The organism is Chimaeribacter coloradensis (assembly GCF_002858715.1).
In the GTDB taxonomy this organism is placed as follows: domain Bacteria; phylum Pseudomonadota; class Gammaproteobacteria; order Enterobacterales; family Enterobacteriaceae; genus Chimaeribacter; species Chimaeribacter coloradensis.
The window spans coordinates 96,162-117,234 of record NZ_PJZH01000006.1 but is presented as its reverse complement, the minus strand read 5'-3'; the positions used below and the strand labels follow the sequence as shown (position 1 = coordinate 117,234).

General features: G+C 57.2%; 23 protein-coding genes. 12 read left to right on the top strand and 11 right to left on the bottom strand.

Features of this window, described 5'->3' with window-relative positions:
• Positions 1–8 precede the first annotated feature (8 nt).
• The gene (locus CYR32_RS09055) at positions 9–641 is read right to left on the bottom strand and encodes a glutamate racemase (RefSeq protein WP_101824067.1); all 633 of its coding nucleotides are present in this window, start codon (positions 639–641) and stop codon (positions 9–11) included.
• Positions 642–758: 117 nt separating this feature from the next.
• Complete coding sequence (locus CYR32_RS09050) at positions 759–1,193, bottom strand: multidrug/biocide efflux PACE transporter (RefSeq protein ID WP_101824066.1); 435 nt, start codon at positions 1,191–1,193, stop codon at positions 759–761.
• Positions 1,194–1,286: 93 nt separating this feature from the next.
• On the opposite strand from CYR32_RS09050, the gene CYR32_RS09045 reads away from it, so the two are divergent.
• Both CYR32_RS09045 and CYR32_RS09040 read left to right on the top strand, forming a co-directional pair.
• The gene (locus CYR32_RS09045) at positions 1,287–2,183 is read left to right on the top strand and encodes a LysR family transcriptional regulator (protein ID WP_101824065.1); all 897 of its coding nucleotides are present in this window, start codon (positions 1,287–1,289) and stop codon (positions 2,181–2,183) included.
• A gap of 299 nt (positions 2,184–2,482) precedes the next feature.
• A complete protein-coding gene (locus tag CYR32_RS09040; protein WP_101824064.1) occupies positions 2,483–3,166 on the top strand; it encodes an O-methyltransferase in 684 nt (227 codons plus the stop codon).
• A gap of 237 nt (positions 3,167–3,403) precedes the next feature.
• Here the strand turns inward: CYR32_RS09040 and CYR32_RS09035 are convergent, their stop codons facing one another.
• The gene (locus CYR32_RS09035) at positions 3,404–4,285 is read right to left on the bottom strand and encodes a LysR substrate-binding domain-containing protein (protein WP_101824063.1); all 882 of its coding nucleotides are present in this window, start codon (positions 4,283–4,285) and stop codon (positions 3,404–3,406) included.
• Between the two features lie 99 nt (positions 4,286–4,384).
• Between CYR32_RS09035 and CYR32_RS09030 the strand changes: the two genes are divergently transcribed.
• Together CYR32_RS09030 and CYR32_RS09025 are read left to right on the top strand one after the other, a co-directional pair.
• Positions 4,385–4,687 (top strand): carboxymuconolactone decarboxylase family protein, encoded by a 303-nt coding sequence (locus CYR32_RS09030; protein ID WP_101824062.1) that lies wholly within the window; start codon positions 4,385–4,387, stop codon positions 4,685–4,687.
• 5 nt (positions 4,688–4,692) lie between these two features.
• Positions 4,693–5,082, top strand: coding sequence for a tautomerase family protein (locus tag CYR32_RS09025; protein WP_101824061.1), 390 nt, complete (start codon positions 4,693–4,695; stop codon positions 5,080–5,082).
• 253 nt (positions 5,083–5,335) lie between these two features.
• Here CYR32_RS09025 and CYR32_RS21770 read toward each other — a convergent pair whose 3' ends face one another.
• From CYR32_RS21770 to CYR32_RS09010, 3 genes are read right to left on the bottom strand one after another with little or no spacing between them, the layout of a single operon-like run.
• Positions 5,336–5,623 carry a hypothetical protein gene (locus CYR32_RS21770; RefSeq protein ID WP_206602450.1) on the bottom strand — a complete coding sequence of 96 codons (288 nt, stop codon included), beginning with the start codon at positions 5,621–5,623 and terminating at the stop codon, positions 5,336–5,338.
• Positions 5,607–6,176, bottom strand: a complete 570-nt coding sequence (locus tag CYR32_RS09015; RefSeq protein WP_101824060.1) for a TetR/AcrR family transcriptional regulator — start codon at positions 6,174–6,176, stop codon at positions 5,607–5,609. The genes CYR32_RS21770 and CYR32_RS09015 overlap by 17 nt, the downstream gene beginning before the upstream one ends.
• A gap of 29 nt (positions 6,177–6,205) precedes the next feature.
• On the bottom strand, positions 6,206–7,405 hold the full coding sequence (locus CYR32_RS09010; RefSeq protein ID WP_101824059.1) for a serine hydrolase domain-containing protein: 1,200 nt from the start codon (positions 7,403–7,405) through the stop codon (positions 6,206–6,208).
• Between the two features lie 164 nt (positions 7,406–7,569).
• Between CYR32_RS09010 and CYR32_RS09005 the strand changes: the two genes are divergently transcribed.
• On the top strand, positions 7,570–8,994 hold the full coding sequence (locus CYR32_RS09005) for an MATE family efflux transporter (RefSeq protein WP_165698209.1): 1,425 nt from the start codon (positions 7,570–7,572) through the stop codon (positions 8,992–8,994).
• Positions 8,995–9,040: 46 nt separating this feature from the next.
• The gene (locus tag CYR32_RS09000) at positions 9,041–9,562 is read left to right on the top strand and encodes a tautomerase family protein (RefSeq protein ID WP_101824057.1); all 522 of its coding nucleotides are present in this window, start codon (positions 9,041–9,043) and stop codon (positions 9,560–9,562) included.
• 162 nt (positions 9,563–9,724) lie between these two features.
• Here CYR32_RS09000 and CYR32_RS08995 read toward each other — a convergent pair whose 3' ends face one another.
• The 3 genes from CYR32_RS08995 to CYR32_RS08985 form a co-directional block, all read right to left on the bottom strand.
• Positions 9,725–10,618, bottom strand: a complete 894-nt coding sequence (locus CYR32_RS08995) for a dihydrodipicolinate synthase family protein (RefSeq protein WP_101824056.1) — start codon at positions 10,616–10,618, stop codon at positions 9,725–9,727.
• A 42-nt stretch (positions 10,619–10,660) separates the two neighbouring features.
• Positions 10,661–11,542, bottom strand: coding sequence for a 23S rRNA pseudouridine(2604) synthase RluF (rluF, locus tag CYR32_RS08990; RefSeq protein WP_101824055.1), 882 nt, complete (start codon positions 11,540–11,542; stop codon positions 10,661–10,663).
• A 110-nt stretch (positions 11,543–11,652) separates the two neighbouring features.
• Positions 11,653–12,228, bottom strand: coding sequence for a CGNR zinc finger domain-containing protein (locus tag CYR32_RS08985; protein ID WP_101824054.1), 576 nt, complete (start codon positions 12,226–12,228; stop codon positions 11,653–11,655).
• 171 nt (positions 12,229–12,399) lie between these two features.
• On the opposite strand from CYR32_RS08985, the gene CYR32_RS08980 reads away from it, so the two are divergent.
• From CYR32_RS08980 to CYR32_RS08955, 6 genes are all read left to right on the top strand, one after another.
• Entirely contained in the window at positions 12,400–13,302 is a 903-nt protein-coding gene (locus CYR32_RS08980) for an alpha/beta fold hydrolase (RefSeq protein WP_101824053.1), read from the top strand.
• Positions 13,303–13,407: 105 nt separating this feature from the next.
• Complete coding sequence (locus CYR32_RS08975) at positions 13,408–14,394, top strand: aldo/keto reductase (protein ID WP_101824052.1); 987 nt, start codon at positions 13,408–13,410, stop codon at positions 14,392–14,394.
• Between the two features lie 70 nt (positions 14,395–14,464).
• Positions 14,465–14,752 carry a hypothetical protein gene (locus CYR32_RS08970; protein WP_101824051.1) on the top strand — a complete coding sequence of 96 codons (288 nt, stop codon included), beginning with the start codon at positions 14,465–14,467 and terminating at the stop codon, positions 14,750–14,752.
• A gap of 171 nt (positions 14,753–14,923) precedes the next feature.
• A complete protein-coding gene (locus CYR32_RS08965; RefSeq protein ID WP_101824050.1) occupies positions 14,924–15,544 on the top strand; it encodes a hypothetical protein in 621 nt (206 codons plus the stop codon).
• A 359-nt stretch (positions 15,545–15,903) separates the two neighbouring features.
• Positions 15,904–16,707 carry an SDR family NAD(P)-dependent oxidoreductase gene (locus tag CYR32_RS08960; RefSeq protein ID WP_101824049.1) on the top strand — a complete coding sequence of 268 codons (804 nt, stop codon included), beginning with the start codon at positions 15,904–15,906 and terminating at the stop codon, positions 16,705–16,707.
• A gap of 149 nt (positions 16,708–16,856) precedes the next feature.
• A complete protein-coding gene (locus CYR32_RS08955) occupies positions 16,857–17,807 on the top strand; it encodes a LysR family transcriptional regulator (RefSeq protein WP_101824048.1) in 951 nt (316 codons plus the stop codon).
• Positions 17,808–17,850: 43 nt separating this feature from the next.
• On the opposite strand, the gene CYR32_RS08950 is transcribed toward CYR32_RS08955, so the two are convergent.
• Together CYR32_RS08950 and glgX are read right to left on the bottom strand one after the other, a co-directional pair.
• Positions 17,851–18,558, bottom strand: a complete 708-nt coding sequence (locus CYR32_RS08950; protein ID WP_101824047.1) for a GDSL-type esterase/lipase family protein — start codon at positions 18,556–18,558, stop codon at positions 17,851–17,853.
• A gap of 207 nt (positions 18,559–18,765) precedes the next feature.
• Complete coding sequence (gene glgX, locus CYR32_RS08945; RefSeq protein ID WP_101824046.1) at positions 18,766–20,841, bottom strand: glycogen debranching protein GlgX; 2,076 nt, start codon at positions 20,839–20,841, stop codon at positions 18,766–18,768.
• Positions 20,842–21,073 lie beyond the last annotated feature (232 nt).

Sequence of the window (21,073 nt, the reverse complement as noted above, 5' to 3'; positions counted from 1 at the left end):
CAGGGGGATCAGCGGTTCAGGCAGTGTTGCAGTGCGAGGTGCGGGCTGGTCAGCGGGCGGCGCGAGGGCGGGAACCCGCGCACCGCAGGCGTCATCGACACCTGCGCCAGCGCTACATTTTCCGCCCCCTGCTGATAGGCCTGTTGGGCGGCTTCCGTTACCAGGGAGAGATAGCGTGCCTGGTTGCCCGCTTTAAACGCCGCCCAGGCACCGGGGATCAGTTGCACCGCCGGGTGCTGTTCCGGCGGCAGATCGGGCGGGCAGAACAGGGCGGTGGTCGCGGCCAGTGTCGATTCGGCGGCACACAGCACCACCGACCGCCCCGGCCGCGCCCGCAGGGCATCGGCCACGATCTTATCCGTCCTGAGCACCGGGCAGGCGCTGCCGGAAAACGCCTCCGCCACCGGCCCCAGGGTGGAACAGGTGATCAGGATCGCCTCAAAAAAGGGCGTCAGGCTGTGCAGCAGTTGCGCCAGCCGCGCCTGCTGGTCAGCGGTCATGCCGCCGCTTTTCTCCGCCTCCGCCAGCCAGTGCGGCATCACCAGATGGCTGAGGCGGGTGGCGGGAAGGGCAAGGCTGTGTGCTGCCTCATCAAAAACGGCAACATTGCTGGCGGCGGTGTGGAAACAGGCGATGGTCATAGAAACTCCCTGAAAATGCAGCGTGTTTCTATGTAATAGCAGAAAGGGCAGGCCGGCGCAGAAAAAGCGGTCAGGCAGAACAGGCCACGTCCCGCCGGGCGTGCGCCCGGCAGGCTGTCAGGAGGCGCGGCACGGCGCTTTGGCGATCCAGCGACCGCGCAGTTTGTCCCACATCCAGTTCCAGGCCATGGTATAGGGCAGGAAAAACAGGAAAAAGGCGACTTCGAGCAGGAAGGCGTCCCACAGTGGTATCGACAGCATGGTGGCTGCAACCGGCAGGCCGATGCCGATAAAACCGCCCTCAAACCCCAGCGCATGGCAGGCGCGCAGCAGCAGCCCGCGCGGTGCGCCCGGCGGGAAGAAGCGGTCAAACACGCTGTTGTAAATCATATTCCACAGCATCGCGACGGTGGAGAGTGCCACCGCCAGCGCGCCCATATGGAACAGCGGCTTGTCCATCGCCCAGGCCGCCAGCGGCGACACGGTGACAATGGCGGTCAGCTCAAAGCCTACCGCGTGTAAAATGCGCTCTTTCAGTGAACGGGTTTTCATCCCTTCTTCCTCGTTAATCAATCTGAAGGCCATATTCATCGTTTTTTATGCAAGAATAAAATGAGAATCCATCTAAAAAAGCGATAGAGAGCGATGCGTTACTCCCCTGAAGCGCTGCAGGCGTTTGTGCAAACGGCTGAAAGCGGCTCCTTTTCTGCAGCGGCGCGGGCGCTGGGCAAAAGCCAGTCCACCATCAGCATGGCGATCGCCAACCTGGAGATCGATCTCGGCCTCAGCCTGTTTGACCGCTCGGGCCATAAACCCCGGCTCACCGGGGCGGGCCAGCGGGTACTGGCGCAGGCGCAGGAGATCCTTCAGGCCAGCCAACGGCTGGATGAACTGGCGATACGGCTCGCCAGCCACGTTGAGCCGCGACTCAGCATGGCGATCTCGGACTTCTGGCAGGCTGACCACCATGAGCAGCTGCTTAACCGTTTTTCCGAGCGCTTCCCGGACATTGAGTTCGAATGCATGATTGCCGAGGATGAGGATGTGATCGCCCTGCTGCAACAGGGGCGGGCGCACCTCGGGGTGATCCGCAGCCAGCCGCGGCTGCCGGGCGAGATTGCGCTGTCGCGGTTGCAGATAAAGCCTGAAATCGCCATCTGGCTGCATCATGCGCACCCGCTGGCGGGGCGGGCGCAGGTCACCCTGAATGACCTGAGGCCGCTGCGCCAGTTGCGCCTCAACACCTGGCAGCATAACGACCGCCCGCAGGCCACCGGGCGCGTCTGGTCTGCCCCTTCCTACCTGCTGTTACTGGAGATGGCGGAACAGGGCTTCGGCTGGGCGGAGTTGCCGCGCTGGCTGGTGGCACAGTTCGGCCATGATCTGTTGCGGGAACTGCCGGTCGCCGGCTGGCCGCAGCAGATTAACGTGGATGCCGTCTGGAACCGCACCCGCCCCCCCGGCCCGGCCGGGCAGTGGATGCTCGACCAGCTCTGCGCCCAACGGGCGGAACCGAAAGGGCCGGGGGAAGAGGGGGAGTAATGCGTCAATCACCGTAGCGACGGCGGCATAGTGTATTTATGACAACGGTGGCATCTGGATGCTGCCACCTTATTGCTGGAACAGCGCCCACAGCGGCTCGGGGCGCTCAATGAGAATGGTGGCCTGTGTGTTGCCACTCGTTACCTTAAGGGATTTTGCATGTGTTGTATGCGAATGTCTGCTTTGTGCCAGAAGCGGTCGTTGCAAGTTTCAATCTTCAGGCTAGGATGGACATAATAACAGCCGTAACAAATAGCTTTTAAACTCTCACATGGTCTTTTAAGAAGAATAGATTTCATATGCGAATCCCTGATTATCCCTCGCAAGATTCTGATAAATGGGCGCAGGTAGATGCCTGGTTTTCTGAAAAGCTCGCTCCGGAAGAACCTGAGTTGAATTACGCTCTTGCTAATAACTCAGAGCAGGGACTACCACCACACGATGTGTCTGCTTTGCAAGGGAAAATGCTGTCCTTATTCATTCAAATGTCGCGCGCTGTGCGCGTTCTTGAAATAGGCACGCTTGGAGGTTACAGCACTATCTGGATGGCCAAAGCTGTGCCCCAACATGGAACTGTGACGACCATTGAGTTCAGTGAGCATCATGCAGAGGTTGCCCGCCAGAATATAAAAAATGCGGGGCTGACTGATCGCGTTAAGCTGTACACAGGCGCTGCACTTGATGTCTTACCCATACTTGAAGCACCTTTTGACTTAATTTTTATCGATGCCGATAAAGTGAATAACCCTCATTATCTGGAATGGGCAATCAGACTGTCGCATCAGGGCACTGTTATCGTAGGTGATAACACAGTGCGCGGCGGTAGTGTGCTCGATTCTGAGAGTGAAGATCCTAACGTAAAAGGTCTACGCGAATTTATTCAGATGATCTCTGAGGATAAACGACTTGAGGCCACAGCAATACAGACCGTGGGTGAAAAGGGATGGGATGGTTTCGTTATGGCTATCGTTAAAACCATGTAATTATCTTTCCACATTAAACCTCCCCATCTCTTTAGCAATTTTTACTTCTTCTAAAAGGATTGTTAAAAGTTGTGCTCTCAATCGCGTCCAGGTATACCGGGCACGTCCGCTTTTCGCTCATAGCGGACTTTGGTTTGCGTGTCAGTCCGCTCCGTGCCAAAAGCGGACATGGTTATCCGATAAAACATTTTTTAGTAAATTGATTGTCGCCAGGCGTACTTATACCGATGGAAACGACTATATGCTGAGCAGTGCTTTTTTCATCAACTGTCCCAGCCTTGCGAGCCCATCATTTTCTGCCTCATTTTTTCTTACCTGTTCCAGGGTAACGCCTAGCGATTCAGGTTGTGGCAGAATGCTTCCCGCTACACAGAGGTTATGCGGCATTCCAATCCGCGTGCGCACGGTAACCCCCAGACCGGCCTGAACAGCGGCCCAAATACCACTAAGACTATGGCTGATAAAGACTATTCGCCAGGGTATACCCGCCCGGTCCAGGCAGTCAGTGGCGCGTGAACGCATGAGGCAGGGGCTATCAAACATGATAAGCGGCAGCGGTTCCCCCAGCCTCAGTAGTGCGCTGATATCAAATTCCGGGTGGTGTATCCACTCCAGTTGAAACTGGCGGATAAGTGCAGCTTTCCGCTGCACATGTTCCGGCCGCCATAGCAGTGCCATATCGAGGTCGCCGCTGTCGAGCGCATTAAGCAGTTCCTGATTGCGGGCCACCCGGGCAATAATCCGTAGCTCCGGATAATGGTGTTTGAATTCACTCAGAATGCCGGGCATAAGGGACTCCCCAAAATCCTCCTGCATCCCGATGCGGATTTCCCCACTTAAGAGTTCACCTTTTAACGCGCGTTGCGCTTCATCATTCAAAGCCAGTAACCGGCGGGCGTAGCCCATCATTATTTCACCTTCATGCGTCAGTATCAGGTGACGCCCGCTTTTCGTTACCAGCTTAGAGCCACACTGCTGCTCCAGTTTTTTCAGTTGTGCGCTTATTGCAGAGGTTGAACGACAAAGTCTGGCTGACGCGAGCGCAAAACTACCGCAATCAATGCCAGTAACAAAGCCGCGTAGCGCATCAAGATCGAGCGCCTGTAATTTCCTTTCCATAATCGTCCCGGCTTTAAGGATTAATGATCGCGTATAAGTTGATTTTCGGGATGGAATTATTTCTCTATTCTGACTTTTCAGTCAATAAGGAGAACACTTATGCATACATCTCTTGATCGTGAAACGCTTGAACACATTGCGCCGAAGCTGGCCGAACTGACAAACCGGGTGCTCTTTGAGGATATCTGGACGCGGAACGCTCTTTCACCTCGCGAGCGTAGCCTCATTACATTAGGTGCGCTGACGGCACTCGGCAGCGTGCAACAATTACCGTGGCATATTAACTTTGCACAACAAAATGGCCTGACAAAGGATGAACTGATAGAAGCGTTTACCCACCTGGCATTTTATGCAGGCTGGCCGGCAGCGGTCTCAGCCCTGAACTGTCTGGACGTGGAGTAGCCATCATGCCTTTTACGCGTATCATTTTGCGTCAGGGTTATAGCGACGCGCAGATAAAGCTGATATCCGACATCCTTCAGCAGAGCCTGGAAGATGAGTTTGCCGTTCCACACGGCGATCGCTTTCAGGCATTTGAAGAACTGCCGTCACGGCTGAGGGTATTTGACAGCCACTACAAAACCGGCGGGCGAACTCATAACTTTATGCAGTTTCTCATCATTGCCGGCAAGCCTCGCTCACAGCAACAGAAGCAGAGTCTGTGCCGCTCGCTGTGCGGAAGATTATCGCAATGCCTGGATATTCATCCGGACGATGTCATGGTCATCATTCAGTTTAATACTGCCGGCGAGTGGAGTTTCAGTCAGGGACGAATGCTGTCGGAAGAGGTCCTTTAATCTGTAAAGCCAGAACCTTTACATAGCACTGCTACCGGAATACAGGTTAACGCCTCGCTTAAAAATCTAAACATCAGGCAGACGGATAAGTCACTTTTATAAAGGTGCTTTTCTTCCTGAAGCCAGCGTTAACCTTTTTCCGACAGATATAACCAACCCAATTCGAGTGACGCCTTATAAATTTCGATTTTTGGCTCACAAGGGATTTTCCTTCCTCCTCATGTCCGCTTTGAGCCAGGAGCGGACGTGCAATTTATTTTAATGAATTCTTCCTGCCACTCAGATCCGGGCATTCAGAAAGGGTCTGTGCACGGCATGCCAGCCCAGGGTGGCAGCCGACCCGCAGAGTGCGGATTGCCTTTGTCGCCCGCATGGGGGTTTCTATGGTTACAAAAATAAAGCCGGCCACGGCATTCCAGCTTATGCCAATCCATGCAAGTGCAGCGGAAAATGCAGCCGCAAGCCCTGCGGCAGAGAGCGAAGAATGCACTTCCAGGGCGATCCAACCAGCGACATATTCATAGTTATGACGTTGATTCATGCAGTAATGAAACAGCACCGTCAATCGCTCTCAGGTACATTTCTTCGTTCTGATAGGCCCGGGCAAGTACCGCGCCTCCCTGCATCAGAGCCAACAGCGAAATTGCCAGGTTTTCAGGGTTCACGCGCGCGGGCAAGGCCCCCTCATCCCTGGCCTGTGTCAGTTTCCTGATCAGATTAGCCTGTATAGCATCAAAAAAGGCGTTGACCGGGTCGCGCAGCTCATCGTGCACAATGGACGCTTCATTTACCAGGCGTCCGAAACGGCATCCCCGCACGCTGTCCCGCTTAAGCTGAAGATAGCGCTGGACGATTTCAAGCGGTGGCCCGTCTTGATTGAAGAAAGCGTTGATACGGGCGATATCACTTTCAGCGATTTCATTCATTGCCTCCCCGGCAAGGGCGAGCTTCGAGGCAAAATGGTGATAAAGGCTGCCAGGCCTGGCCGCGCTTCGCTCCTGGATATCACGTGGCGACATTGCCTCGAATCCTACTTCCCAGAGAAGCTCTTTTGTCGCTTCCAGCAGTTTTTCACGCTTCGGTGATCTTGGCATATGGAAATTCCTTACAAAGAGCCGACGGATCAGTTTTTATGCAATTCCTGATACAGCGTCTGCTCAAACTTATTAAACAGTGCAATAACCTGGTCATCGTAAAATGGCCAAATCTGAGTGAAAAGGGCACCGGTCACTTTTGTCACCGGGTCGATCCAATAATGCGTGTTCATCGCGCCGGCCCAGGCTGCGCTGCCCGCGCTGCGGCCGTAAGGACCCGGCTGCGTATTAATGTCGAATGAAAAACCCCACTTGTGCGGCATACCCGGGAAGAGGTCGAAATTCTTTGATCGGGCAGGATGCGGACTGACCATCTCTGCGACATTCATTTCACCGATCTGATTACTCATCATTACGGAAACCGTTTCGGGATCCAGTATTTTAACACCATTCAGGCTGCCTTCACTGAGCAGCATCTGCAGAAAAGCCATATAGTTGCGCGGTGTGCTGAAGAGGCCGGTGCCCGCCAGCGCGAAATCGGTCTGCTGCGGCGACTCATAGGGGGCAGAGGTCAGAGAGCCATCGGCTTCGCGCTGGGAAGCCGTTGCGGTCCGGGCACGCTGTTCATCGCTGATAATAAAGCCGGTGTCATGCATGCCAAGAGGCGTGAAAATGTTGTCGCGGAAGTAATCCTCCAGCGTCTGTCCGCTGATGGCTTCAACCAGTCTGCCCACCCACTCAATCGACATTCCGTACTGCCAGCGATCGCCCGGATCGAATTCCAGCGGCACGCTTAAGGCCTCTTTCCTGCCGGAAAAAACAATGGGTGTTCCCGTCACCTCTTCATAACGGGCCAGTGTTTTACTCCAGAGCGAGTAGGTATAGCCAGAGGTATGGGTAAGAAGATGCCGGACCGTGATCGGCCGTTTCGCCGGGCGCAGAAGAGGCACACCCGCCGGTGAAAAGCCCTCCAGCACCTGTGGTGCCGCCAGTTCAGGGATAAAGTCAGAGGCCGGCTGGTCAACGTGAAGTCTGCCCTGCTCAACCAGCTGCATGCAGGCGACCGCAGTCACCGCTTTGGTCATGGAGAGGATCCAGAAAAGGGTGTCGGGCGTCATGGCCGCTGAGCTCTCAAGACCTGCCAGCCCCGCCGCGCCTTCATAAATCACGCCCTTTGGCGTGGCGGCCATCGCCACAATGCCCGGTGCCACGCCGCCTTCAACCGCCTGTGAAAGGCAGTGATTAAATGCGTTCATCCGAACCGGTAAAAGTACATTACGTTCATTCATTCCTGTGACATCTCCAAAAACGGAACCACGCCCGAAAATTGCACGCTATCATTTGAGCTACTGGTAGGTCAAATACAAAAATAGATATTGACCTACCAGTAGCTCAAATGCAGGATGCTGTTTGTAATTACTTTTTTTAACAGCTCTACCGGGAGTATAAATACATGAGCGCAAATGATGCAGAACAGCTGCCAGGGGAAAATGCCCTTCCGCCCCTCCCCGATTCCCATACGCGGCGGCGAAAAATGCTGCTGGAAGGCCCCATCTTTTCCACGGTGTTCCGCCTGTCCTGGCCCAACGTCATCATTCAGGTCGCCCAGGCTTCCACCGGTCTGATTGAAACCTGGTATCTGTCCCGTCTGGGCACGGATGTGCTCGCGGCCATGGCCATTGTGTTTCCCGTTCTTATGCTGATGCATACCCTCTCCGGCGGCGCCTTCGGCGGCGGCATCTCCTCCGCTATTTCGCGCGCGATCGGTGCCAACCGCACAGAAGAGGCCCACGCCCTCGTGCTTCATGCGGTTGTGCTCTGCGGCACGCTCGGTGTGGCGAGTGCAGCGGTTATTCTGCTGTTCGGCAGTGATATTTATCGTGTGCTCGGGGGACAGGGCGCCTCTCTGAAAGCAGCCCTGACATATTCCAATATCGTGTTTGCCGGCATGCCGCTGCTCTGGCTTATGAACGGTCTGGCCTCCGTGATCCGGGGGACGGGCAATCTGATGATCCCGGCCATCGGCATCTGCGGTGGCGTGGTCATTCTTATCCCGCTTTCACCCATGCTGATTTTCGGGACAGGCCCCTTCCCGGCGATTGGCGTGGCCGGCGGCGGCGTAGCGCTGCTGGTTTACTACTTCTGCAGCACGCTTTTTTTCGGCGGGTACATTCTGAGCGGCCGCAACGCGGCGCGCTTTAAGTGGGTGCCGCTGCACCGGAATATCTTCACTCAGATCATGCGCGTCGGCACCCTGGCCGCGCTGTCATCCGTGGTAACCAATGCCACCATTGCCTCTGCTACCGCGCTTATCGGCCATCGCTTCGGCCCGGCTGAGGTCGCCGGCTTTGGTACCGGTGCGCGCCTCGAATATCTGCTGGTCCCGCTGGTATTTGGCGTGGGCGGCACGCTGGTCTCGATGGTGGGCATGAACACCGGCGCCGGCCATCGCCACCGGGCGCGCGTTATCGCCTTCACCGGTGCCGGCATCTGCTTTCTGATGGCTGAAATCATGGGCCTGACAGCAGCCCTGGCGCCGGGCCTCTGGCTGCATATTTTCAGCTCCGGCCCAGAGATGATCGCGGCCGGCTCGACCTATCTGCGCATCGTTGGCCCCTTCTACGGGCTGTATGGTTTTGGCTTTGCGCTCTATTTTGCCAATCAGGGGGCAGGCACCCTCTTCTGGCCCGTTATCGGTGGCATAGCCCGCTTTTTACTGGTTGCCGCAGGCGGGTGGTTCATTCTCCCGCTGGTGGGATCCGTGGCTTGGCTGTATGCCCTCATCGCCGCAGGCCTCCTCCTGTACTGCCTCATTCTGACCGGATGCACCCTCCGGGCGGGATGGGGAAAGGAAACATTACCCAGTAAGCAGGTTTAAGTTCATCCCTGACCTGTTCAGATCTCTCAACCCGGAGGAAATTAAAATGCCCTTTATCGAAATCACAACGCGGGAAGCGATTCCCGATGAAAAAAAAGCGGCCCTGGCTCAGGCGCTGTCCGATACCCTGCTGAATATCGAAATCGGGGGCCCCACGGATGCTGCGTGCACCCGGGACTGGGCCTGGTTTCGGGTTATTTCTGCCGGAGACTGGGCCATCGGGGGCCGTTTTGATGAGACTTACCGGCGCGGCAGAACCCTGTGCCTTGCCCGGATCATCGCACCTGAAGGCTTTATGAACGCAGAATTGAAATTACGGGCAATCGCAGACGTCACCGCAGATATTCGCGCCGCGCTGGAGATATCACCCGCAGATGACGGCACAGGCATCTGGGTACACCTGACTGAGATCCCGGAAGGCCAGTGGGGCGCGGCGGGCGAACCCACCCCGTTGTTAAGTCTGATAGAAGGCATGGGAGGCACTGTATCGGACAAGCGACTTGATGAAATCAACGCGCACTTTGCCGGTGCCGACAAGCTCAGAAAAGACTATGGTATTCCCCGTTAGCCCGTAGCCAGGCTCTGCTGGCGTGCACTTCTTTAATCACACTGGCTCAGAGAGGTTCAGCAAAATAAGATGGGACCGCACCCGCCCGGCCGGGCAGTGAATGCTGAGCGGCTCTGCCCCGGCGGGCAGAACCCGAAAGGCCGGGGAGCAGGGGGAAGGGGCTTACTCGAGTCCCAGTTCCTCAATCACCGCAGCAACAGCGGCACAGTGCGCTTCCGGCAACGGCAGCAGCGGGCGGGGCAAACAATCTACCTGGGTCAGCCCCAGAACCCCCGCCGCTGCCGCCATCACCCGGATGCTGCCGCCATGTTGCCGGAACAGCGCCCACAGCGGCGCGAGGCGTTCAGTGAGCTGGGTCACGCGTGCGTGGTCACCGCGTGCCGCCGCGTCGGTGATCGCTTTCGCCGTATGGGGGAACAGCCCGCCACACACGGAATACCAGACCTCACAGCCCGCGTTCAGGCCAAGACCGGCGAAGGCATCGCCGCTGACCCCCAGTGTCACGCCTGCCGGGATCTTCCCGCGCAGCTGCTGCACGCGGGCATGGGCCGCCGCGGCGTCCGCGGGTACGCCGGGGATCTTGATGGAGCCGATGCGCGGCAGCGCGGCGATGCGGCCATGCAGATCGTCAGAGAAGGTGAAACGGGTGGTGCCGGGGTTGTCATAGACACACACCGGCACGGAGACGTGGCGTGACACCGTTTCGAACAGGCCGAACACCTCGTCGTCTGTGAGGGTCTGGTAGCTCATCGCCGGGAGCAGCAGTGCATCCGCGCCTGCGTGCTGGGCATCCTCTGCCAGCTGCAACACCTGCGCGGTGCCGACCGCCCCGATCGACACCATCACCGGGATCGCCCCGGCCTGTTGTTTCGCCAGCGCCGCCACCCGTTTCCGCTGTTCGCGGGTGAGGTAGGCGTAACTCCCGGTTGACCCAAGCACCCCCAGCGAACCGACCCCGGCGCTGACCAGCCGTTCCAGAATGCGCAGGAACCCGGCGTCATCAATGCCTTCCGGCGTACAGGGTGTCAGGGGAAATGCACTTAAACCTCTGAACATAGCAGCGTCCTTCTCTGTGATGTGGGGGAGGGCGGCACGGGATCAGCGCCCTTTTTTCTTGCGGCCCGGCTGGGTGAAGCGCTTGCGCCCGGCCGGGGCGGCGGATTTTTCCCCGCCTTTCGCTGCGCCTTTCGCCGCACCGGAGGCCGGTTTTTTCATGCCCTGCGGTTTGGCCGGGGCCTTTTTCGCGGACTTATCTTCCGAGGTGGAGTTCTCAAGCAGCTTGAAGAGGTCGATCAGCTCGTCATCGGTCAAATCGCGCCATTCGCCCTGCGGCAGCCCCTTCAGGCTGATGTTCATGATGCGGGTGCGCTCGAGTTTGGTGACTTCATAACCAAAATGCTGGCACATGCGGCGGATCTGGCGGTTAAGCCCCTGCACCAGGGTGATGCGGAACACCAGCGGTGCCTCTTTCTTCACTTTGCACTTTTTGGTGACGGTGCCCATCATCGGCACCCCGGCACCCATGCCGCGGATAAACTCGTCGGTGATCGGTTTGTTCACCGTCACCAGATACTCTTTTTCGTGGTCGTTACCGGCCCGCAGGATCTTGTTGACCAGATCGCCGTGGTTGGTCAGCAGGATCAGCCCCTGGGACTCTTTGTCCAGACGGCCGATCGGGAAAACGCGTTTGCTGTGGTTAACAAAATCGACGATGTTGTCCTGCTCGCCCTCTTCGGTGGTGCTGACAATCCCGACCGGCTTGTTCAGCGCGATAAGCACCAGATCCTCTTCGTTGCGCGGCTCAATCAGCTGACCGTTCACCTTCACCACATCTCCGGCAGAGACCTGATCGCCAATTGCGGCCCGTTTGCCGTTGATTAACACCAGCCCCTGTTCAATGTAACGGTCGGCTTCGCGGCGGGAGCAGATACCGCTCTCGCTGATGTATTTGTTAAGACGGGTGGTTGAATGGGTCAGCATGGTTCCTCCAGAAAAAAACGGACTATACCCTACGCCCGGCGGGTTGCGAAGCCTGCCCGCGGGAAATCCGCGCGGCTGGCTGAACGGCATACAGGCGGCAGGGTGCGCCGTTATTTTTGCTGGCGGCGGAAGCGGGCCACTTTGGCGCGGTTGCCGCACAGCGCCATGCTGCACCAGCGGCGGCGGTGCGCCTTGGTGGTGTCGTAGAACCACAGGCTGCACGCCGGGTGTTCGCACTCCCGCACCCGCTCAAAATGCGCGTCCGCCAGCAGTGAGGCCGCCAGTTCCGCCACCGGCCCCAGCTGTTGGGCCGGGGCGTGCCCGGCGTAGACGCGCGTGATGTGCAGCACGCCGCTCTCACCGGCCACCAGTTGGTTACAGCCCCCGGCCGCAGTCAGCGCCCGGTTCAGCGGTGTGACGTCCACCGGGTCGCCCGCTTTTTTCGCTGCCACCAGCGCCCGGACGGTGTCACGCAACTGCCGCGCTTCATGCAGCAACTCACCAGGGGCACCCTCTGCGCCCGCGCCGGTGCTCAACCCGGCCTGCACCAGCCAGGCGCGGACATCCTCATCCGACTGCCAGAAATCGTGGGGCTGCCCCCCGGCCTGGGCCACGGTATTGATAAAATCAAGCGCGCCGTGGTCAGCCAAAAACCACGGCCCACGGGTATCGGGTGAAAGAGACATCATTATCCTCAGGGGTGACACAGGGTATTTACTGTAACCGATAAAAAATGCTTTGAACAGTTACAGGTGGCGCGGTGTAACCATTAAATTGGTTATTGACAGGTTACAAGATGCCGCCATACTGAGGGTGTAACCTGTAAAAATCACTTTAACCGTTACCGGAGCCAGATGATGACCCCATCCCCCGCTTTCCCCGTGCGTTACCACGTTGCTGATGCTGATGGCGTTGAGGTTTTTTACCGTGAAGCCGGTGACCCGGCCAACCCGACGCTGCTGTTGCTGCACGGTTTCCCCAGTTCGTCGCACCAGTTCCGCGCGTTGATCCCGCTGCTGGCAGACCGCTTCCACCTGGTGGCACCGGACCTGCCCGGCTTCGGGTTTACCGTCGTCCCGGCGGCGCGCAACTACCTCTACCGGTTTGACACGCTGGCGGAAACGCTCGCCGCCTTTGTCGATGTGGTGGGGCTGACCCGCTATGCGCTCTATGTGTTTGACTATGGCGCGCCGGTAGGGTTGCGGCTGGCGTTGAAATACCCGGAGCGGGTCACCGGGCTGGTTTCCCAGAACGGCAACGCCTATCTGGAGGGGCTGGGGGAGGCGTGGGCACCGGTGCGTGCCTACTGGGCCGATCCCTCTGAGGAGAACCGCCAAATAATGAGTGACGCGATGCTGACGCTGGAAGGCACGAAGTGGCAATACCTGCACGGCGTGAAAGACCCTGAAAGCGTCGCCCCGGAGGGCTACTACCTCGATACCCTGCTGATGGATCGCCCCGGCAACAAAGAGATTCAGCTGGATCTGTTCCTGGACTACGCCACTAACCTGACGCGCTACCCTGAGTTTCAGGCCTTTTTCCGTCAGGCCCGGCTACCGTCGCTGATTATCTGGGGCGAGCACGACCCGTTCTTTATCCCGCCGGGAGCCTATGCCTACCAACGGGATAACCCCAACGCGGTGGTTGAGCTGCTGGACACCGGCCACTTCGCGCTGGAGACCCATGTGCACCACATCGCCCACCGCATTTGTGCGGTGCTCGGCAGTGTGCCGGATCACAAACCGGTGCACGGTGGTTAACATCGCGCCGTAATCCGCTATGGTGTGATAGGGGCGAAAAACAGACGCCCCGCGCAGAGGCATAACACCGGGCCGGGTAGCGGCCAGTGATCGGGAGAATAACCGTTGAAACAGAGAGAATTCGGCAAAACCGCACGCAGTGTGTCAGAAGTGGGCTTCGGGGCCTGGGCGATAGGCGGCACCTGGGGGGAAGTCTCCCACGCGGATGCGAAACAGGCGCTGCATGCCGCGCTGGACGCCGGTATCACCTTTATCGACACCGCGGATGTGTATGGCGATGGCCGCTCAGAGAAAATCATCGCCGAGGTGCTGCGCGAACGCGGGGATGCCAGCCCGTTTATCGCCACCAAAGCGGGGCGGCGGCTCAGCCCGCATGTAGCCAGCGGCTATAACGCGCAGAACCTCAACGCCTTTGTGGATCGCTCACGGGAGAATTTGCAGCGGGAGACGCTGGATCTGGTGCAGCTTCACTGCCCGCCTACCGAGGTCTACTACCAGCCGGAGGTGTTCGGCATCCTGGATGAGATGGTCGCCGCCGGGAAAATCCGCGCCTATGGCGTTTCGGTGGAGAAGATCGAAGAGGGGCTGAAGGCGATTGAGTACCCTAACGTCTCTTCGGTGCAGATCATCTACAACCTGTTCCGGCAGCGCCCGGCGGCGCTGTTCTTCCGCGAAGCGCAAAAACGCAAGGTCAGCATCATCGCCCGGGTGCCGCTGGCGTCCGGCCTGCTCACCGGCAAAATGCGCGCCGACACGGCCTTCTCCGCAGACGATCACCGCGCCTTTAACCGCAACGGCGAAGCCTTTGATAAAGGCGAAACCTTCTCCGGCGTACCCTTTGAGGTGGCGCTGGAGGCGGTAGAGGCGATCCGCCGCTATGTCCCGGGAGACGCGAGCATGGCTGAGTTCGCCCTGCGCTGGATCCTGATGGAGCAGGCGGTAACGGTGGTAATCCCCGGGGCCAAAAACGCCCAGCAGGCCGCCACCAACGCCCGCGCCAGCACCCTACCGGCGCTGGATGACGAAACCCTCGCCGCCCTGCGCGACATCTACCAGACGCAGATCGCCCCCTGGGTGCATCAGCGCTGGTAATTTGCTTAGATGCCTGCTGACCTGATAAGGGTTGGCGGGCAGAAAAGTAAATGCTGAAAGGAGGTGCGCGATGATAACCGTGAGAGAGACCAGACTGCGTGATGAACTGGCTGAGGTACTGGATTTATTAAGGCAAGGCAACGCTGTCACCCTTACCCAGCCGGGCAAACCGGATCTGGTGTTACGGGCAGCCGCAGTTTCCGCGATTAAACAAGAACATGGTGAAACAGCGGGAGAAAAGGAATTAATGCGGGATCGCATTACAGCAAAAAGCGTTAAAAGGCTCACCTTTGAACAAACCAAAGCCAAAACCCAAAAGAAACACGCGCATATTATTAATGCCCTGGCAGGTAAATAGCGCGTGATAGCCGTTTTTTGAAGTTTTCATCGAAGCCCTAAATAATCATCAACATCTGCCGATAACCCTTGGCCCATTCTGTCGTGGCGCTCACGATACCCGCACCGCATTTTATCTGCACGCCTGCAGCGCCGCGACAAAGCGTATTGATTTTATACAGCAAGGATAGAGATGATCGACTTACACGATGTGAATACCCCCTTTTCTCTGTTTAATTCTTCTTCTGACACATTAAACCGTCATTCAGACCATTACTTCCCGCGCTTTAATTACTCGGCCTGTGAGCTATGGTTATGCACGGAGATTTGCCACATTATTAACACCGGGGAAAAGGGGTTGCAGTCTCTCTCGGGCGGCGAGGTCTTTCTCTATAATGAAGATGAAAAACGTGATTTAACGCTCTATTCCTCCGGTGAAACGGATGCGCCGGTTATTGAGAAACATATTGAAGTAAAGGTCATCTACCCGGTTTCTAAATCTAAATTTGGTTCTTCTATATATAGTTTGTGTAAAAAACTCTCTAAAACACTTGATGCAACATATCCTTTGGAAGGATGGGTTTATTTGGTCTGGACGCAGCATTACAAAATTTCGCCAAATGAATTTTTTGAAACGCGGCTTGACTGGCTTACTACGGCAGTCAATGAAAAAGAGTATTTTGGTGACTCAGGAAAACAATACCAGCCGGTATTTTCTGAGATAAAAGAGATTGCAGAGGCCTGTCTCACCTGGAGAGGGCAGGAAAAGAGGATTATCGTAAAAGCGATCGCTTTCTCACTTCATGCGGTGTGAAGGCAGATATTCAAGAGGTAAGGCGGGAGCAGGCAAGAACGTTTAAAATCCCGAAAAAATAGGGGGCTGGTTGTAGATTAACCACGTCACCTGCAAAAACAGGGGCGGTAAAAGATTATGCCGTGCCGACTGTTCCCGGCGACGGCGTGATTATGATGAATATCAGCAGACAGTCAGTGTTGTATTATATTCAACACTCTATTGAATTTAAGTAATGATTTTTAACTGATTGAATTAATGTCATATTTTTAGATTTTTTGCCAAAATAGCCTTGCTGGGCGTTCTCCTTTGCGCGGTGGCGCTGAAATGGCTGCTATCGTTAAAACAGCTTATTTATTTTCCAAAAAGAGAGAGAACGCATGAGCCAAAAACTTGCTTTTATTACCGGGGCGTCAAACGGCATCGGGTTTGAAATTGCCAAGATGTTTGCAAAGAACCATTACGATGTGGTCGCGGTAGCCAGAAACCCGGAAAAACTCGAACACGCCTGTGAGGAATTGCGCCGTTATGGCGGCCAGGTTCACGCCTTCCCGGCGGATTTAAGCCACTACGATGAGATTGAACGCCTGAAAAAACGGGTCGATGACGCGGGCCTGGTGATCGATGCCCTGATCATTAACGCCGGGCAGGGGCTGGGCGGCCGTTTTATCGGCGGTACTGAACTGGCGAAAGAGCTGCAGTTAATCCGCCTGAATGTCGATGCGTATGTGCATCTGTCAAAACTCTTCCTGCCGGATATGATCGCCCGCGGTGAGGGGCAGGTGCTGATGACCTCGTCGGTGTCCGGCACTGCGCCGATCCCGTTTGAGGCGATTTACGGTGCCACCAAAGCCTTTGTGAACTCCTTTTTCTGGGCTATCCGCAATGAGCTGAAAGGCACCGGGCTGAAGATGACCCTGTTGATGCCGGGGGCCACGGAAACCAATTTCTTCAAAAATGCCGGGCAGGCCGACACCACGGTCGGGGCGAAGCAGAAAACCAACCCGGCTGAGGTGGCGGAGCGTGCCTGGTATGCCCTGATGAGCGGCCATGAGTATGTCTACGGCGATGACGAGGCAGAATGGGAAGGCGACATTCTTAACCGTATGCAGGGTGAGTCGCAAAAAGCCCAGCGCCACCGGATTATCTCTGAGCCCGGTTCTGCCACGAAAAAATCTTCCTGATAACCCTGACGCGTTGCCCGGCGCACCGGCGCGCCGGGTAAAAACCGTGGACAGCGGCGGTGAACTGCACTAAAACAGCGGGTTACACCGCACTACATCATGCATTTTTGCCCTTCACTGCCGCTTTCCAACCCTCATGAGACCCTTTTATGCCAGCCAGACCCATCGCCAGACTCACCCGAAAAGATCTGGCTGACCTCAATGCCTTCCGCACCGTCGAACGCCTGCGCAGTTTTACCCTGGCGGCCGTTGAGCTGGGCATCACGACCTCGGCCCTCAGCCACGCCATCCGTAACCTGGAGACGCGCCTGGGTGTGCGGCTGCTCAACCGCACCAGCCGCACCGTCGCGCCGACGGAGGCCGGTGCGGGCCTCGCGCTGCGTCTGGAGGTCGGCTTCAATGAGATTGGGGAGGCGTTGGAGGCGTTAAACCACTACCGGGGCCGCCCGGCAGGCCGCCTGCGGATTAACGCGCTGTGTGACGGTGCCCGGCTGCTGCTGGCCCGCGTACTGCCTGATTTTCTGGCTGCCTATCCCGACGTGGAGGTCGAAATCGCGGTGGATGACAAAATGGTCGACATCGTGTCGGCCGGGTTTGATGCCGGAATCCGGTTTGGTGGAACGGTGCCTGAGGATTTCGTCGCCGTGCGGCTGGGGCCGGATCTGCGCTGGGTAGCGGTGGCCTCCCCGCGTTACCTGTACCGCAAACCGCGGCCGGTGATGCCGGAGGATCTGAAAACGCACGCCTGCATTCAGATCAGAACCGGGCAGGGCACCATTTACCGCTGGGAGTTTCAGCAAGGCGACGATCGCCGCGCCATCGATGTGCCGGGGCAGATCTGCGTCAATGAGACCACGCTGGGCATTGAGCTGGCACTGGCGGATGCCGGGATAATGTATTGCCTGGAGCAGCGGGTGGCGGAGTACGTCCGGCGGGGGGCGTTAACCGTGGTGCTGCCCGACTGGGCACCCATCGGGCCGGCGCTGCACCTCTACTACCCCGGCCACCGGCAGATCCCGCAGGGGCTGCGCGAGTTTATCGACATGCTGAAAGCCGCCTGCTCCCGCTTGCCTGACTCAGGGGCGTTTACGGCCTTCTGAGCCGCGCACTATGCCCTCCTTCCCGCCGCCGGATTCTCTTATCTCAGAAGAAACCGGCTATTTCCTGACGCCAGGCTGCATAGCCTTTATGGTTAATATGGGTGTCATCCAGGGAATATTCCGGGTTAAGTAATCCTGAGGCGGCCAGGGCCTGATTAATGTCAACGTAGTGATAGTTGCGTGCTTTGCACAATATCGCTAACTGGCGGTTAATTTCATTAATCATGCTGTTTTTCTGGTGGTAGCGTTTGCCTGAACGCAGCGTTGACTCGATGATAATCTCCATACCGGCTTCATTGAGCTGGCCGGCAATATTCCCGATATTATTCACAATGCCTTCTGCACTCATTCCGCGGTCAATATCATTGGTGCCGAGCATAATAAAGGCTTTTTTCGCCCCGGTGGCGATCAGGGTGTCGATGCGCGCCAGTACGCCCGTGGTGTCATCACCGGCAATACCGCGGTTAACGATTTTTGCATCGGGGAACATATCCTCCCAGCGCGCGTTATCTGTCAGGCTGTCCCCGACCATCACCACATCCCCCTTGCCGGGAAAGGTGCGGTGCATCGCGCGTTTATATAAATACATCGGGTTACGCTCAGTCTGTACCTGGTCGCGGGTAAAATAGGTATGCTTCAGCTCATAAATATATTCATAGGGGAAAACGGCATATTTCCCTAATGCGAAACTATACGCCATGCACAGCACAAAGCCCGCCACCCTGGCCGCTTTTTTTATCAGGTTGGTCATTGCTGATCCTTGCAGAAAACCCAACTAAATAGGTGGGTAATAGATATGTGTTCACGGGAATTATACTGAAAAAGGGAGGTGATAAAAGGCATTTTTATTTTACATTGCGTATTAAATAAATATAAGCAAATTAATAGGAACCTTATGGTCTGAACATCCTTACCCGGTGAAAATAACAGGGGGCAGCGCCCCCTGTGTCACGTTCCCTTACGGCCTTCTGAACAGCGCAATGCTGCGCCCTTCCAGTTCGAAGTCCTTCTCCTGGGTGATGACCAGCCCCTGTTGCGGGGTGTCGGAGGTGGTCAGCTCCAGCACCCAGCCGCCCTCGCCGAACTGCGGGATGCGGAACGGCACGTTGCCTTCAAACGGGTTGATCAGCATCAGCACATCGTGCCAGAGGCCCTCTTGCGGCTGAAGGTCGGCGCGGCCGATGTAGACCCCGAGCGTGGTGCCCTCATCCCACTGCTCGGGCGTCTGGAAGCCGCCGCCCGCATTGAACCACTTGATCTCCATGCCGTCGCGCCAGCTTTCACGGCGCAGCAGCGGCTGCGTTTTGCGCAGCGCAATCAGCTGACGGGTGAACTCGCGCAGCGCATGGGCGCTCTCCGGCAGGTCGTCCCAGTGAACCCAGGAGATCTCGCTGTCCTGGCAGTAGCCGTTGTTGTTGCCCATCTGGCTGCGGCCGAACTCGTCACCGGCCAGCAGCATCGGCGTGCCGTGGGAGAAGAGCAGCGTGGCGAGGAAGTTGCGCTTCTGGCGCTCGCGCACCGCGTTGATGCCTTCATCCTCTGTCGGGCCTTCCGCGCCGTAGTTGTAGGAGCGGTTGTCGTTGTGGCCGTCGTTGTTGTCCTCGCCGTTGTCTTCGTTGTGTTTTTCGTTGTAGGAGACCAGGTCGTTCAGCGTGAAGCCGTCATGGGCGGTGATGAAGTTGACGCTGGCCCACGGGCGGCGGCCGCGCTGGTCGTAGAGATCGCCGGAGCCGAGCAGGCGGGCGGCGAAATCGGAGGAGACGTTGTCGCCTTTCCAGTACTCACGCACCGTGTCGCGGTATTTGTCGTTCCACTCCGCCCAGCCCGGCGGGAAGCCGCCCACCTGGTAGCCGCCGGGGCCGATGTCCCAGGGTTCGCCGATCAGCTTCAGCTTCGAGAGCACCGGGTCCTGCATCATGGCGTCAAAGAAGCCGCTGCGCTGGTCGAAGCCCTCCGGCTCGCGGCCGAGGATGGTGCCGAGATCGAACCGGAACCCGTCGATGTGCATCGACTCCGCCCAGTAGCGCAGTGAATCCATGATCATCTGCAACACCCGCGGGTGCGAGGTGTTCACCGTATTCCCGGTGCCGGTGTCGTTGATGTAGTAGCGGTGCTGGTCGGGCAGCGTGCGGTAGTAGGAGAAGTTGTCGATGCCTTTGAAGGAGAGGGTCGGGCCGAGTTCGTTGCCCTCTGCCGTGTGGTTATAGACCACGTCGAGGATCACCTCGATCCCCGCGTCGTGGAACGCCCGCACCATGTCGCGGAACCCCTGGATGCCGTTCGGCCCGTAATAGCGTGAGGCCGGGGCGAAGAAGCCGAGGCTGTTATAGCCCCAGAAGTTTTTCAGCCCCTTGTCGAGCAGGTGCTGGTCATCGGGGAACCAGTGCACCGGCAGCAGCTCCACTGAGGTGATGCCGAGGTTTTTGATGTAGTCCACCGTGGCGGGGTGGCCCATGCCCTCATAGGTGCCGCGCAGGGTGGTCGGCACGGCAGAGTTGAGCTGCGTAAAGCCTTTGACGTGGGTCTCATAGACCACCGCGTCTGACCAGGCGATGCTGGGGCGGTTCGGGTCGTCCCAGTCGTTATCGGCCGGGTCGACCACCCGGCACTTCGGCGTAAAGGGGGCGCTGTCGCGGGTATCGAAGGTCAGATCTTTGTCTTCATGTAACAAATCATAAGCAAAGTGTGCTTCATTCCACTCAATATCCCCGGCCAGTTCACGCGCGTAAGGGTCGATCAGCAGCTTGTTGGGGTTAAACCGGTGGCCGTTCTCCGGGTCATAGGGGCCGTGGACGCGGTAACCGTAAAGCGCCCCCGGTTTCAGGCCCGGCACATAGCCGTGCCAGACTTCGTGGGTATATTCCGGCAGATCCAGCCTGGCGATCTCCTCCTTGCCGCTTGAATCGTAAAGGCAAAGTTCAACACGTTCGGCGCATGCCGAGAAAAGCGCAAAATTCACGCCCTCGCCATCAAAAGTGGCCCCAAGCTGGTAGCCAGACCCTGAAGTGATTTCAAAAGGCTTATCGTTTGACATTCTTCCCTCGTTTTCAAATAGACGGATTACTACGCACTACATCATTTATAAGTTCATGGTTTACAGCATGTACGCACAACAGCAATTCGCGGCATTCGATTTCGGTGAAATCAATCCTTGACTATGATGAAAGGAGACTGGCAAGTGGTTGATTCTACGTTGGGATGCAGCGTCCAAAGAACAATCATAGACCATGGGGAAATAAATGATGTGACGGGCTGACAGCGTCGCA